This is a genomic window from Pseudomonas sp. E102, from assembly GCF_052660185.1.
On sequence record NZ_CP084025.1, the window covers coordinates 2098498 to 2113978 of the forward strand.

The 15481-nt window shown below is 60.4% G+C and carries 11 protein-coding genes; 9 read left to right on the forward strand and 2 right to left on the reverse strand.

The genetic code is table 11. The features are described 5' to 3' along the window. Positions 1–102 precede the first annotated feature (102 nt). Positions 103–1098 (reverse strand): lipase family protein, encoded by a 996-nt coding sequence (locus tag DOCECA_RS09535; protein WP_434647926.1) that lies wholly within the window; start codon positions 1096–1098, stop codon positions 103–105. Between the two features lie 367 nt (positions 1099–1465). On the opposite strand from DOCECA_RS09535, the gene DOCECA_RS09540 reads away from it, so the two are divergent. The 4 genes from DOCECA_RS09540 to qhpG are packed head-to-tail and all read left to right on the forward strand — an operon-like array spanning position 1466 to position 7047. Next, entirely contained in the window at positions 1466–3370 is a 1905-nt protein-coding gene (locus DOCECA_RS09540; RefSeq protein ID WP_434611597.1) for a sigma-54-dependent Fis family transcriptional regulator, read from the forward strand. Continuing rightward, positions 3370–5088: an ABC transporter ATP-binding protein gene (locus DOCECA_RS09545; protein WP_434647923.1), complete on the forward strand. Its 1719-nt coding sequence runs from the start codon at positions 3370–3372 to the stop codon at positions 5086–5088. Before DOCECA_RS09540 ends, DOCECA_RS09545 begins: the two co-directional genes overlap by 1 nt. Next, positions 5078–5755, forward strand: coding sequence for a subtilisin-like serine protease QhpE (qhpE, locus tag DOCECA_RS09550; RefSeq protein ID WP_434647920.1), 678 nt, complete (start codon positions 5078–5080; stop codon positions 5753–5755). Before DOCECA_RS09545 ends, qhpE begins: the two co-directional genes overlap by 11 nt. Further along, the gene (qhpG, locus tag DOCECA_RS09555) at positions 5752–7047 is read left to right on the forward strand and encodes a flavin-dependent monooxygenase QhpG (protein WP_445571856.1); all 1296 of its coding nucleotides are present in this window, start codon (positions 5752–5754) and stop codon (positions 7045–7047) included. Before qhpE ends, qhpG begins: the two co-directional genes overlap by 4 nt. Before the next feature lie 121 nt (positions 7048–7168). Here qhpG and DOCECA_RS09560 read toward each other — a convergent pair whose 3' ends face one another. Further along, complete coding sequence (locus DOCECA_RS09560) at positions 7169–8659, reverse strand: aldehyde dehydrogenase family protein (RefSeq protein ID WP_445571857.1); 1491 nt, start codon at positions 8657–8659, stop codon at positions 7169–7171. Between the two features lie 476 nt (positions 8660–9135). Between DOCECA_RS09560 and peaA the strand changes: the two genes are divergently transcribed. From peaA to DOCECA_RS09585, 5 genes are all read left to right on the forward strand, one after another. Beyond that, positions 9136–10716, forward strand: a complete 1581-nt coding sequence (gene peaA / locus DOCECA_RS09565; RefSeq protein WP_445571858.1) for a quinohemoprotein amine dehydrogenase subunit alpha — start codon at positions 9136–9138, stop codon at positions 10714–10716. Between the two features lie 81 nt (positions 10717–10797). Then, a complete protein-coding gene (peaB, locus tag DOCECA_RS09570; protein ID WP_434606170.1) occupies positions 10798–12228 on the forward strand; it encodes a quinohemoprotein amine dehydrogenase maturation protein in 1431 nt (476 codons plus the stop codon). Position 12229: 1 nt separating this feature from the next. Further along, positions 12230–12553 carry a quinohemoprotein amine dehydrogenase subunit gamma gene (qhpC, locus tag DOCECA_RS09575; RefSeq protein WP_007933151.1) on the forward strand — a complete coding sequence of 108 codons (324 nt, stop codon included), beginning with the start codon at positions 12230–12232 and terminating at the stop codon, positions 12551–12553. 24 nt (positions 12554–12577) lie between these two features. Continuing rightward, complete coding sequence (gene peaD, locus DOCECA_RS09580) at positions 12578–13696, forward strand: quinohemoprotein amine dehydrogenase subunit beta (RefSeq protein ID WP_445571859.1); 1119 nt, start codon at positions 12578–12580, stop codon at positions 13694–13696. Between the two features lie 80 nt (positions 13697–13776). Next, positions 13777–15477, forward strand: a complete 1701-nt coding sequence (locus DOCECA_RS09585; protein WP_445571860.1) for an AMP-binding protein — start codon at positions 13777–13779, stop codon at positions 15475–15477. The last annotated feature ends 4 nt before the right edge of the window (positions 15478–15481 follow it).

Consider the following 15481-nt stretch of genomic DNA (forward strand, 5'->3'; position numbering starts at 1 on the left):
GGTTGAAAAAAAGCGGGCGACAAAAAGGCGAATTGCAATTCTGTGATTTGCCGAACAGGTGCCGACAATTGCAAGTCGACACCTGATCGTCGAGGCTGCGCGCTAGCTGCCAGACGGCGCCGGCATCGGAATATCACCCAGCTGCAGCCCCAGCAGCGTCATGTATTCGTAGATGTGCTGGTAGCCCGATTGCGCTTCATAGCTAGGGCACGGGGATTGAAGTTCTCCACAGAGCCGCAGCTCCATGTTTGCGCCGCCCATGCCCCATTGCGTGTAGTTGGAGTTATTACGGGTGACGGTATCGATATTGGAGCAAACCAGTCCCTTCATTTTTTCATCGATGACATTGGTCGGCTCATAAAGCGTCAAGGAGAAGTCGAGAGAGGTTGCGCACCAGGCCATCGGAACGACATCCAGCGTGTTGTAGATGCGTAGCGCATTGCCGGCCATTTGCTTATTGAAATAGCTTGCAAAAACACCGTCGCCGGCCGTTGGTGCAGCAATTGTTTCGCAACGGAAATTAAAGTTCGAGAATTTATCTTTCAAATAAAGCGCAAGAACCGACATCAAGGCACCGCCGAGGCTATGCCCGACCAACCGGATCGTTGCCCCACTGCGCTGTTCCGCCAGAAAATCGCAAAGTGTGCCCTGGAAACCGATTGTCGATTCCTGACCCAATATCGCCTTTACACCTTCCGCAGTTCCCTGCGCCAGGTGTGCCGGCACCGGGCAGTTCTTGATGAGGCTCTGCAGCGGCACCATTGAAGAAATATCAAGATCATCTATCTGATCCTTGACCGAATCGGCGAGGGTTCCACTCGTCACCACCACAATGTCGTTTTTGTCCTGCCCGCCGACCAACACCACCGTGATGTGGGCCACATGCTCGCCATCCGGGACCAGGGCGGGTCCCCAGGCTACGTCATAGCCGCCACCAAACTTGGAGCCGTTAAGGCGCGTAAGAATGTTGTCTTTGACCTGGGTCGGCGAAGGCTTCTTCATGTTTTGCCAATCCGGCGAAGCCAACGCCGCATTGTTCACCACGTACGCGTGGGTAAGATTGATTTGTCTTTGCTCAATTGAGTCTAGCGAAGTCATGACTGCTCCTTGTCTCAGATAATTCAACGGGACCAACGAAAACTCACGCTGCCGTCGATCCTTCTTGGCCAGCAAGACCGAGTGTAGTCGCAGTTTTGGAAGCGACAACTTAATGCGCAGCCTTAGCAGTTCGAACGGTCCTTGATCCGCAAATCCGGAACCGAGGATGAGGTGCAGCTGGTCTTGATATCACCGAACCAGTGCCCTGCGTATTCAATGCGAGGAGGAGCGACCGAGAAGCGAGCACCCCGCCTAGGATCAAGCACAAACGCCGTAAGGCACTTGCCAATGCCCTGACGTTAACGTAAAGATGGCAACAAAGCGCTGAACTCAGAAGGGCGCAGGGCGGACCGATCCGGAGCGCTTGCTGATGCTGATAAAAACAACTCATCCCAAACTTCATCGCGAAGCACGGCTGGCCCGGGAAAAGCTGCACCTCGAAGGCACCGTCCCCGATGGCGTATTGCGTGCGGAAATCGATGCGTCGTGGCGGCGCAGCCTCAGCCATGGCGTGCATTTCAATGCCAAGCAAGAACTGGCGTTGGAGTCGAACGCCAGCCTTGATGTGCTGCTGGAGAGCAATCGCTTGTTGATCGATGCGGCGATGCCGGCCATCGATTATCTGGCCGAACGCCAGGGCAAGGAAGGGCTCATCATCCTCGCCAATTCCGACGCCACCATCCTTGCAGCCGAAGGGCACGCCGACCGTTTCAAAGGCAGTGGCCTGCAAGACATCACGCTGGGGGCTTGCTGGAGCGAAGCGGTGCGCGGCACCAACGCCCTGGGTACCGCACTGGTGGAAGCCCGACCGACGATGATCGATTGCGGCGAACATTACCTTGACCGTCTGACTGATTTTTCCTGCACCTCGGTGCCTATCCATTGCCCGCAGGGCGACATCCTCGGCGTCCTTGACCTGACCCGCGAAGGCCCGCTCGGCCGTGTTCACGACAGCACCGCGTTGCTGACCATGGCCGTCAGCCAGATCGAAAGTCGCGTGTTCAATGCCTGTTACCCGGACCAGATCGTTCTCGCCTTCCACAGCCGTCGACAGTACCTCGAATCCCCTTGGCAGGGCTTGCTCGCGGTGAGTCTCGGGGGTCAGATTCTCGCGGTCAGCGCCCAGGCGTGTCAGTTGCTTCACGCCGAGCGTTCGGCGCTCGTGGGGCGACGCTGTGAAGATTTCCTGGGTGTCGATGGCCTGCAGCTGTTATCGCGTCTGCATCAGGGCGGCGTCGGCAGCCTGCAAACCGCCAAGGGTGAATTTTTCTACAAAGCCCTGCGCGCACCGCAGCGCTCGATCAACGTCAGCACGGTATCGCGCACCCCAGCTAAAAGCGCTAAACCACAACCCGATCTAGAATCCCTGGCCGGCAACAATGCCCGTTATGCCCGGGCGCTGCGCATGGCTCGCCAGGGTCTGGCCAATGAATTACCGGTGTTGCTGCAGGGTGAAACGGGCACCGGTAAGGAAGTCATCGCCCGAGCGTTGCATACGGCTGGAGCGCGCTGCGACAAACCTTTCGTGGCGGTGAACTGCGCGGCAATCCCTGAAGGCCTGATCGAGTCGGAGCTGTTTGGCTATCGCGAGGGTGCCTTTACCGGGTCGCGCCGGGGCGGCATGGTCGGGCGCCTGCAGCAGGCCCATGGCGGCACGTTGTTTCTGGATGAAATCGGCGACATGCCGCTGGCCTTGCAGGCCCGTTTACTCAGGGTATTGCAAGACCGCAAAGTTGCGCCGCTGGGCGCTGGCGAAGAGCAAGACATCGACATCGCGCTGATCTGCGCCACGCATCGCGACCTCAAGCGTCTGGTGGAAGACAAACACTTTCGCGAGGATCTGTTCTACCGAATCAACGGCATCAGCGTGATGCTCCCGGCCCTGCGCGAGCGCGACGACTTCACTGGCCTGGTCGACCGTTTGCTGGCCAAGCTCGATGCGCCGACGGTAGTCCTGCATGACGATTTGAACCGGTTGCTCGGCGGCTATCACTGGCCGGGCAACATCCGCCAGCTGGAAATGGTCTTGCGCACCGCGCTGGCCATGCGTGAACCGGGGGAGACTGTGTTAACCCTCGACCATTTGCCCGACAGCACGCTCGATGAGCTCACCGCCGGCGAGCGCCCTCCAAGTGGCAGTATTCGAGAGCATGAACTGGAATTGATTCGTCAGTCCCTGGACACGCACCAAGGTAATGTCTCGGCCGCCGCCGAAGCCCTGGGCATCAGCCGCGCGACCCTGTATCGCAAGCTTAAACAGCTGCGCTCGTGATGCTGCGTTTGATCGTTCGGCTGATCGACAGCCAGAACCCTGCGGCCCAGCAAGCGGCGTTGCGCTGGCTCTACGGCTTCGTGCGTCCGCACCGGCTGGCGATTGCCGGGCTGCTCGGGCTGTCGGCCTGCGCCTCGGCGTTGGTATTGGTGCAACCTTGGCTGACCAAGCTGCTGATCGACGATGGTCTGTTGGCGCGCAACTTTACGATGCTGGTGCTGATCGCCGGGTTGATGATGGCCGCCGGGTTGCTGGGCACGGCACTGTCGGGCGTGAATCGATATCTGCACACGCGATTGTCCGGACGGATTCTGTTTGCCCTGCGCGATGACCTTTATCGGCATTTGCAGACGCTCTCGCCGGGTTTCTACGGCCAGCGGCGAATCGGCGATCTGATGTCGCGCCTCGATGGTGATGTCGCGGAGATCCAGCGTTTCGCCGTGGACTCGCTGTTCTCCGCGGTGTCGAGCGTGATCGGTCTGGTGGTCGCCGTGGCGATGCTGGTGACCTTGTCGTGGAAACTCTCGTTGCTGGCCCTGGTACTGATTCCGATCGACGTGCTCTGGCTACGCTGGATGCGCCGTAAGGTCGAGCGCGATGTCCGGCAGTTGCGCGAGCGTTCGGCGGACATGTCCTCATTCATGGTCGAGACCTTGCCGGTGATGAAGTTCATCCAGTCCGCCGGCCAGCAACGGCGCGAAGCACGGCGCCTGGAAACGTTGGGCCAGGGGTACATGAGCCAGCTCTTGCGCTTGCAAGTGACCGAGTTCTTCACACAGGCGGTGCCCGGCACCCTGACGTCGTTGTCGCGGGCCTGTGTATTTTTGATTGGCGGTTACTGGGTGGTGCAAGGGGCTTGGCAGTTGGGCGCGCTGATCGCGTTTTCGACCTATCTGGGAATGGCGGTGGGCCCGGTCCAGAGCCTGCTGGGGCTCTATGTCGCGGTTCAGCGGATGACCGTGAGCCTTGGGCGGGTCATGGAACTGCGCGGTGAAGAGCCAACCGTCCTCACTCCGGTTACACCCAAACCGATGCCGGTTTCTGGCGATTTGCGTTTCGACAACGTGCACTTCGCCCATCCCGGTCGCGCGACGACCCTGCGTGGCGTTGAAGCGCAAATTCCCTACGGTTTGAAAGTCGCCTTGAGCGGCGGCTCCGGTGTCGGTAAATCAACCCTGATCGATTTGCTGCAACGGCACCATGATCCGCAATCCGGCCGGGTTTTGCTGGGGGAGGTCGATCTGCGGGAACTGGACCTGTTCCAGCTGCGTCGGCGCATTGCCGTGGTCAGTCAGGACATCGTGCTGTTTCGCGGCAGCCTTGCGGACAACCTGGCCTATGCCGTCCCGGACGCCAGCCGCCAGGCCATCGCCGAAGTGGCGCGCCTGGCTCAGCTCGATAGCCTCATCGAGTCACTGCCCGAAGGTCTCGACAGCCCTTTGGGCGAGCGTGGCCAACAGTTGTCCGGCGGACAGAAACAGCGCATCGCCATCGCCAGGGCGCTGTTGCAGGATCCGTTGATCCTGGTGCTGGACGAAGCGACGTCGGCGGTCGACGAAGCCACCGAGCGCGAAGTGATCGAGGCCATCGACCGGCTGTTCGCGGGGCGCACGCGGATTCTGATCAGCCATCGTCCGTCGACCCTGGCCGATGCCGATCTGCGCTTTGAACTGCTGGACGGCGTGCTCACGTCAAAATCGGTGCAGCATGAAACCTGAGCTGCGGATTGGGGTGGTGGACAGCGGTCATTCAGCCGCGCAACGAGTGCGGGTGATTGCCGGTCGACGGTTCTCGCTGTTGGAGGATGGACTGGCCGAAAGCGATTTACGCGACGATCCGCTGGGTCATGGCAGCGCGGTAATCGAGGCCATCGGCCGACGAGCGCCGGCGGCGGTTTTTTGCATCGCCCAGGTGTTCGACCAGCGAGGCATCACCAGCGCCTTGCAGATCGCTGCCGCTATCGATTGGCTGGTGGCGCAGGACGTGCGGGTGATCAACCTGAGCCTCGGTCTTCGGCAGGATCGCAGCCTGTTGCGTGAGGCCTGTGCCGCGGCGGTGGCGCGGGGTGTTTTGCTGTGTGCGTCCAGCCCGGCCCAAGGCGAAGGGGTGTTCCCAGCGAATTATCCGCAAGTGCTACGGGTGACCGGCGATGCGCGTTGTACCGAACAGCAATGGTCGTGGCTCGACAGCGCCCAGGCAGATTTCGCCGCGTGTGTTCACGGCACCCACCCGGGGCAGTCGGGTGCAAGCCTGGGCTGTGCGGCATTGAGCGGACACATTGCGAGTTTTCTCGTTGAAAATCCCGAGGCGAGCGACGCGCAAATTGTCGAATGGCTGCAAAGAAACGCCTGTTATCACGGCCCTGAACGGCGCGTCGGCCCATGAAGCCGATTGTGATTCTCGGCGCGGGGCCTGCGGGGGCTGCGGTGGCCCTGGGGCTGCGGCGGCTCGGCTACCCCGTAACGCTGGTCAGCGAGTGGCGGCGCTTCGCGGCGCTGGAAGGGGTTTCGGCACGGGTGCTGGATGCGTTGCGGGGCGCGGGGCTGCATCAGGCGTTGACGGACGCGGCGCAGCCTTCCCAACGGCAGGTGTCCTGGAACGGTCAGCGGCATGCGCAGAACATTGAGTTTTTGCTGGACCGTCCGAGCTTCGATCGAGGCTTGCGCGAGGATTTGCGGCTGGCCGGCGTCGAGTTGATCGATGGCCGAGTGCTGACGGTGCAGTCGCACGCTTCGGGGCATCGAATCGAACTGCAAGGGCGCGAAGCGCTGCTCGCGGATTTTCTGGTGGACGCTCGCGGACGTCAGGCACCGGCCCTTGGCAAAGGCCTGCGGGGGCCGGAGACGGTCAGTTTGCTCAATCGCTGGCGAGGCGCGCCGGGTACCACCGCCAGTGCCGTGGAAAGCCTTGGGGACGGCTGGGCCTGGATGGCGCGTCGGGCTGACGGCCAGTGTTACTGGCAATGGACGGTGGACGTGGCCAGTGCCGGGTTGCCGGGTAAGGCGCTGCTGCTCGATCACTGCCGTCAGCGCCGCCAGGATTCGCCATTGGCCCGGGAGTTTTTCGGGAGTGAACCGGAAACCGGACTGCATTTGCATGCCCGCAGCAGCACGGCGATTTTGTGTCCCCACGTCTGTGGCGATAACTGGATTCGGGTAGGGGACGCGGCCATGGCGGTCGATCCACTGTCGGGAAATGGCATTTTTCAGTCGTTGTCTTCGGCGTTGCAGGCGCCTGCGGTGGTCAACACGCTGTTGCGCAAACCTGAGCGGGCGTTGCTGGCGCAGCGTTTTCATCAGCGGCGGGTCGAGCAGCTGTTTTTGCGTTTTGCGCGCATCGGCCGGGATTTTTATGCCGATGAGCAGCGTTGGCCGGACCAGCCGTTCTGGCTGGCGCGGCGTCAGTGGCCGGATGCTGAAGTCGCCCACGCCGAGGTGGATTACGCCACGTTGAGGGTTGAGCGGGCACCGGTATTGCGCGATGGCTTCGTGGAGGAGGCCGAGGTGGTGATCACGGCGGATCAGCCGCTCGGTATCTGGCATCTGCAAGGCGTGGAGTTGGCACCCTTGGTGCGACGGTTGCGCAGCGAGCCAGCCGAGCGTGTGTTGGAGGGGTTGACGGTGGAGCAGGGGAGGATGGTTCGGAGCTGGTTGTCGGGGCAGGGGTTCAAGCCCTGACATTGGGCTGCCTGGGCTGGCCTATCGCGAGCAAGCTCGCTCCCACAATGGTTTTGTGTCGACCGAATATCCACTGTGGGAGCGAGCCTGCTCGCGATAGCGGTCTAAAGAACGCCGCCAATCACAACTTGATCAACACCGACTTCAACTCGGTGTAATGCTCGATCGCCGCATACCCCATTTCACGCCCGACCCCCGACATCTTGTAGCCGCCAAACGGCAATGCCGGGTCCAGGGCGCTGTGGCAGTTGACCCACACCGAGCCCGACTTGATCCGCGGAATCACCCGGTGCACCGCGGCCAAGTCATTCGACCAGATACTCGCCCCAAGGCCATAAGGGCTGTCATTGGCCAGGCGCAGCGCATCGGCTTCGTCATCGAACGGAATCGCCACCAGCACCGGGCCGAAGATTTCCTCTTGTACCAATGAATGCCGCTGATCGACATCCACAATCACCGTGGGCTTGACGAAGAAGCCCGGCCCGAATTGCTCACCGCCGCAAGCGATGGTCGCGCCGCTTTCCCGACCTTTTTCGATGTAACCATAAACCCGCTCCTGTTGACGCGCGGAAATGAGCGGGCCCATTGCGACACTAGGGTCCAGGCCATTGCCCAGTTTCATCGCATTGGCGATGTCGGCGATGTCCGCCACCACATTGTCGAAATGCTTGCGTTGCACATACAGCCGGGACCCGGCGCAGCAGACCTGGCCCTGGTTGAAGAAGATCGCGCTGGCGGCGCCCGCTGCGGCGGTCTTCAGGTCGGCGTCGGCCATCACAATGGTTGGGGATTTGCCGCCCAGCTCCAAGGTGACCCGGGTCATGGATTCCATGGCGATCTTGCCGATCTGCTTGCCCACGGCGGTGGAGCCGGTGAACGTCAGCTTGTCCACCAACGGGTTATGAGTCAGGGCGGAGCCCGCCGTGACACCGGTGCCGGTGACCACATTGAACACGCCTTCGGGGTAACCGGCTTCCAGCACCAGTTCGGCGAGCTTCAGCGCGGTCAACGGTGTTTCGTCGGCAGGTTTGAGCACGACGGTGCAACCGGTGGCCAGGGCCGGACCGAGTTTCCAGCAAGCCAGCAGCAGCGGGAAATTCCAGGCGACGATGGCCCCGACCACGCCCACCGCTTCGCGACGAATGAAACTGTGAAATTGATCGTTGGGCATCAGCGGCAGCGACACGTCAACGCTGGAACCTTCGATCTTGGTGGCCCAACCGGCCATGTAGCGCAGGAAATCGATAGACAGCTGCACGTCCATCACTTGCGCCACCGCCGCGCTCTTACCGTTGTTCAGGCATTCGAGTTGCGCCAGCAGTTCGGCGTCGCGCTGCATCAGATCGGCGAGTTTCCACAGCAGGTTCTGCCGTTCCCGAGGGCGGGTGCGGGTCCAGGCCGAATCGTCGAACGCCTGACGGGCGGCGAGCACTGCACGGTCGACATCCTCGGGCGTGGCCCGTGGCACCACGCATAACACTTCGCCCGTGGCCGGGTTGTGCAGGGGCATGGTCTGGCCGTCCGCGGCCTCGACCCAGTCGCCGCCGATGAGCATGCGTGGGGCGCGTTGGACGAAGGCCGAGGTGGCGGGAAGCAGATTAGGCAGGGGCATGATGAGACCTCTTGTTGTGCGTGAGAGCGTGGATCTCTCCAAGGTTGGCAATGGCTGTGCCAAGTACCGGGAACGGGCCAAGGCCCCTTGTTGGCGGGGGTTGAGCGATAAAAGGAGAAAATGGCACCCAGTGGTTTTGTCGCAAATCGCGACATCGGTGAGACGGCGAGCCATTGCGTGTGTACTTGAACATTGCCGCTGGCCATGAAGTATTCCAGCCGGGGGCACCTATGCTTGTCTCAGACTGCAACGGCTGTCGCGATATAAGACGCAGGTCATCTCGTTCTGATGCGTAGAAAAGCCAAGATATTCCTATAACTCATTGATTTAAATGCTGTTCGTTAAGCTGGCACGCTCCGTGTATTGCTCATCGCAGACGTTTCTCTTGCCTCCGTCAGCGGCTTGTCGCCGACGGCAGAAACCATAAAAACGATAAGCCACAAAAATAAGAAAGCACCGTGGGAGGTTCGACGTTGATGAAGAGAAAACTCCGATCAGGCCTGAGCGCCAGTCTGTTGACCGTGGCGGCCTGTGTAGCGCTGCATTCGCCTTACAGCCTGGCAGCTCGCGACGCCCAGACCATCCTCAGGGAAACCTGTCAGGGCTGTCACATCCCCGAAGCCGATAACGCCCTGAGCCGTATCAGCCACCAGCGCAAAACGCCGGAAGGCTGGCTGATGAGTATTGCCCGGATGCAGGTCATGCATGGTGTGCAGATCAGCGATGACGATCGCCGGACCCTCGTCAAATACCTGGCTGACACCCAAGGCCTGGCGCCCAGTGAGACCGATGGTGTGCGTTATGCCTTGGAGCGACGGCTCAATACCGTCGAGAAGTTCGACGACCAGACCAGCCAGATGTGTGGCCGCTGTCACTCCGGTGCGCGGGTTGCCCTGCAGCGTCGACCTGCCCAGGAATGGGAGCGCCTGGTGAACTTCCACCTCGGCCAATGGCCGTCCCTCGAATACCAGGCCCTGTCCCGCGACCGCGATTGGTTCGATCTGGCCCGCAAAGAGATGGTGCCGCTGCTGGCCAAGCGTTATTCGCTGGACAACCCGGCCTGGAAGAAATGGGTGGGTAGCGCGCCGAAAGCCGAGGCGCTGGTCGGCGACTGGAGCTTCAGCGGGCACCTGCCCGGTAAAGGTGAACTGGCTGGCGTCATGAGCGTGACTGCCGATGGCAGCGACACGTTCAAGGTCAACGTCAAAGGTCAGTATGCCGACGGCAGCCCGTTCAACGGCGATGGCAGTGCGATTCTCTACACCGGTTACGAATGGCGCGGCAACGTGACCATCGATGGCGTAGTCATGCGTCAGGTGTTCGCCGCCCAGGGCAACGCCATGCAGGGTCGGATGTTCGAGGCCGAGCACGACGAGCGGGGCCTGGACTTTGTCGCCGCCAAACAGGGCTCCAACCGTTTGCTGGCCGTGCAGCCGGGGTATCTGAAGGCGGGCAGCGAAACCGAAGTTACCCTGATCGGCAGCGGCCTGACCGGCAAACCGGATTTTGGCAAAGGCGTGGAAGTGGTTCAGGTGCTTGAGCAAAGTCCGGAGCGCCTGCGAGTCAAGATCAAGGCCGCTGCCAATGCGCAACCGGGCTTGCGCAACGTCACGCTCGGCACGCTGAAAGGCCCGACACTGTCGGTCTATAGCAAGATCGCTGAAGTCAAAGTCGTGCCCGAATTCTCAGTGGCGCGGATCGGCGAGGGCGGTGGTTCGACGCCAAAAGTCCAGGGCCGTTTCGATGCCGAAGCCTGGGGCAAGGGCGCTGACGGCAAGCCCTATCGCATCGGCGTATTCCCTGCGCAATGGAAGGTCGAGGCTTTCGATGAACGTGCCAAAGAGGATGGAGACGTCAAGTTTGCCGGCACCATGCAGGCCGATACCGGTGTGTTCACCCCAGGCGATGCCGGGCCGAACCCGCAGCGCAAGATGTCCACCAACAATGCCGGCAATCTCAAGGTGATCGCCGCCGTCGACGACGCAGGGAAATCCCTGACCGGCGAAGGCCACATGATCGTCACCGTGCAACGCTGGAACAATCCACCCATTCCATAAGTTGGCTGTTTGTAGCGGTTCCAGACACTTTTCGGAATGACCGCAGGCCTCGTGAATCGGGGCTTGCACAGGAGGTTTGCAATGGGCGCTATTTTGAATCTGGTCGAACGCAATCTGCACGAAGTGCATGTCGACGCCGACCGCATGCTGTTCCACATTCCCAGCAGCTCGCTGTTCGCCAGCGATGAGCTGACGGGCACCATCATCGATACCTTGCGCGGCCCCGGCTGCTCATCGGACGACCTGATCCAGCGCTTGGCCGCACGCTTCAACGGCGAAGAAATCACCGAAACCCTGCGTGAGCTGATTTCCCTGGAACTGGTCAGCGACGGCTCACCGCTGTCGCCGGACATCGGTACCAAACGGGTGGAGCGCACCGCAATCAATACCGTGGTGCTCAACGTCAACACGGGCTGCAATCTGAGCTGCACCTACTGCTACAAAGAAGACCTCGACAAGCCCTCGGCGGGCAAGAAGATGGACGTCGAAACGGCGGTCGCTTCGGTAGAAATGCTGCTGCGCGAATCCCCCGATGAAGAGCGTTTCACTGTGGTGTTCTTCGGGGGAGAGCCGCTGAGCAACCGCAAGCTGATCGAGTACATGGTCGACTACTGTGAAAAGCGGTTTGCCGAGGCGGGCAAGTTCGTCGAGTTCGTCATGACCACCAACGCCACGCTGCTCACCGAAGACACCGTGGACTACCTCAACGCCCACCGCTTCGGGCTCTCGGTGAGTATCGACGGGCCGAAGACCGTGCATGATCGCAATCGCATCACGGTGGGTGGGCAGGGCACGTATGACGTGGTGCGGCGCAAGGCCGAGATGCTGTTGTCGCGTTACAACAGCCGTCCAGTGGGCGCGCGGGTGACCCTGACCACTGGCGTTACCGATGTAGAGACCATCTGGGATCACCTGTTCAACGAACTGGGATTTGCCGAGGTCGGTTTTGCTCCGGTGACGTCCGGTGATATCAGCAGCTTCAACCTGTCCAGCGACGAACTGATCGAGGTCTTCGCCAACATGAAAAAGCTCGGTCGTCGTTACCTGGAAGCGGCACTGGAGCACCGCAACATCGGGTTCTCCAACCTGCACCAGTTGATCACCGACATCCATGAGGGCCACAAGAAAGCCCTGCCGTGCGGCGCGGGCCTGAAGATGCTGGCGGTGGATCACAAGGGCGAATTGAACCTGTGCCACCGCTTTACCGGTTCGAGCCTGCCGACGTTCGGCAACGTTCACAGCGGGGTGAAACAGGTCGAGTTGAATGACTTCCTGTCCCAGCGGCTCGACCGTACCAATACTGGCTGTGAAGACTGCCAGATCCGCAATCTCTGCTCCGGCGGCTGCTACCACGAGAGCTACGCCCGATACGGCGACCCGACTCATCCGACCTACCACTACTGCGAACTGATGCGTGACTGGGTCGACTTCGGCATCGAGGTCTACACCCGGATCATGGCTCACAACCCTGCGTTCATCAGCAGTTACATCACTCCGCGCAAGGCTCACTGATATGAAACATCTCAAGGCAATCAACAACAAAGCCCAGAAACTCGATCAGGCCGCGGCCGAGAACCGAATCGAAGAAGTGGTGGCGATGAGCTCCGTCGCCGGCTGCGCCTCGACCACCGATCCTGGTTGGGAAATCGACGCGTTCGGCGGCGTGTCGTCGCTGTGCCAGCCGATGGAAGCCGACCTGTATGGTTGCTCCGACCCCTGCTGGTGGCCGGCCCAGGTGCCGGACATGATGAGCACCTATCCGGACTGGAACAAGGATGCCCAGGCGTCCAACGAAAACTGGCGCAACCTCGGCACCGTTTTTCCTAAAGACAAGTGATCGGTCATGAAGAAGGATTCCAGCATGCAATGCATCAAAGCCTGCGGCTTGGCCGCGTTCGGTGTCCTGGGCGTTATCTCACTCGATGTCCTGGCCGATGAAAACACCGCACTGCAAAGCGGTCACGAGTACATGGTGACCACCAATTATCCGAACAACCTGCACGTGATCGACCTGGCCACCGACAGCCTGTTCAAGACCTGCAAGATGCCGGACGCCTTCGGTCCCGGCACCGTGCAACTGTCGCCGGATCGCAAGACCGCCTACGTGTTGAACAACCATTACGCGGATATTTACGGTGTTGAGCTGGACAGCTGCAAACAGGTCTTTCACGCCAGCATCACCCAGAAACCGGGGGAGAAAGCGAAATCCATGTTCGCTTTTACTGTTGGCCACGACGGCAAGGAACTCTTTGCCATCGCCAACCCGACGTTGATGCTCAACGACCGTTACGAAGTACAGCAACCCCGGCTCGATGTGTACGCCACCGATGCCGGCATGAACGCCAAACCTGTTCGCAGTTTTCCGGCACCGCGGCAGCTGACCATCATGCAAAGCGGTGACGATGGCACGCTGTATGTGGCGGGAGCGGATGTCTACAAGGTCAACGTGAACACCGGCACATTCGACGTGCTGATCCCCAGTCGTCATTGGAAGCGTGAAAACTACAGCGCGCCGGACGTGCTTTATGTGTGGAACCAGCAAACGTACCGCCATGATTTTTCGCTGCTCTACACCGCCGCGAAATTCAAGGACAAACAGCAGGACCCGGCCACCGCCGAATACCTCTATGGGTTGTTCAGCATCGACCTGAAAACCGGCAAGACCGAAACCACCGACTTCGGCCCTCTGACGGAGATCTATTTCAGTGGCATGCGTTCGCCCAAGGACCCGAACTTGATGTTCGGTGTACTCAACCGTCTGGCCAAGTACGACATCAAGCAGAAAAAACTGCTTCAGGCCGCCACGCTGGACCATTCCTTTTACTGCATTTCGTTCAACAAGGCCGGCAGCAAGATTTACCTGGCGGGTACCTTCAACGACGTAGCGGTGTTCGACGCCGACAGTTTGAAGCAGATCGGCAACATCAAATTGCCCGGCGGTGATATGGCGATTACCACGGCGCAGATATTCACGCGTTAAAAACAAAGAGGGCAAGCCATTCAACAAAGCGCCGTGGTTGAAACCCCGGACCACATTTGGATCGTACAGAGAGAACAGATATGAGTGTCCCCAGTTACACCCGTGGACCGCAAACCACACCCTTGCTGGCGATGACCATTGGCGCGGCGTTCGACCGAGCGGTGGAACGGTTCTGCGATCGCGAAGCGTTGGTCGTACGGCATCAAGGGCTGCGCTACACCTGGGCACAGTTGGCCAAGGAGGTGGACTGTTGCGCACGAGGATTGCTCGCGCTGGGCCTCAAGGCCGGTGAACGGGTCGGCATCTGGTCGCCGAACTGCGCGCAATGGTGCATTGCCCAATTCGCAACCGCCAAGGTGGGAGCGGTGTTGGTGAACATCAATCCGGCCTACCGCCTGACCGAGCTTGAATACACCCTCAAGCAGTCGGGGTGCCGCTGGCTGATTTGTGCCGATTCGTTCAAGACCTCCAACTACCACGCGATGCTTCATGATCTGCTGCCCGAACTCCAACGCTGCGCCGTAGGCGCACTGCAAAGTGGCCGGTTGCCTGAGTTGCGGGGCGTGATCAGCCTTGGCGATGCGCCAGCCGCCGGTATGTTGTCATGGGAGGGGTTGCGAGACCTGACGGAACGAGTGGCTCCGGAGCAATTGCGCGAACGCGGCGAACAATTGCAGTTCGACGATCCGGTCAACATCCAGTACACCTCGGGGACCACCGGATTCCCTAAAGGCGCCACCCTCAGCCATTACAACATCCTGAATAACGGCTTTATGGTCGGTGAAAGCCTGAAGCTCAGCGAGCAAGACCGGCTTGTAATACCGGTGCCGTTGTATCACTGCTTCGGCATGGTCATGGGTAACCTGGGTTGTGTCACCCACGGAACGACAATGATCTACCCCAGTGCGGCGTTCGATCCTCTGGAGACCTTGCGGGCCGCCGCACAGGAGAAAGCGACCGGCGTGTATGGCGTGCCGACCATGTTCATCGCGATGCTCGACCACCCGCAGCGCCAGTCATTGGATTTGAGTCATCTGCGAACGGGCATCATGGCCGGCTCCACCTGCCCGATCGAAGTCATGAAGCGGGTGATCGAAGACCTGCACCTCAAGGAGATGCAGATCGCCTACGGCATGACCGAAACCAGCCCGGTCTCCACCCAGACCGGGCCGGACGACGATATCGAACACCGAGTCACCCGTGTCGGCCGCACCCAGCCGCACTTGGAAAGCAAGGTCATCGACGAACAGAACCGGGTCGTTCCTCGCGGTCAGATTGGCGAACTGTGTACTCGCGGCTACAGCGTGATGCTGGGCTACTGGAACAACCCGCAGGCGACCGCGCAGGCCATCGACGATGCGGGCTGGATGCACACCGGCGACCTGGCAATCATGGACGACGAGGGTTATCTGAAGATCATCGGGCGCAATAAGGACATGATCATTCGAGGGGGCGAGAACGTCTACCCGCGCGAAATAGAGGAGTTCTTCTTCAGCCACCCTTCGGTGGCAGACGTTCAGGTCATCGGTGTTCCGGACAAGGTTTATGGGGAAGAGATCGTTGCTTGGATCAGGCTGCACGAGGGACACCAGGCAAGCGCTGAAGAGCTGCGCGATTACTGCAAGGGCCGGATCGCTCATTTCAAGACGCCACGCCACTTCAAGTTCGTTGACAATTTTCCGATGACCGTCAGCGGTAAGGTGCAGAAGTTCCGCATGCGTGAAATCAGCGTAGAGGAACTGGGAGCGCCCGGTTCGCCGATGCCCTTGATAGGCGGTTGAGGGA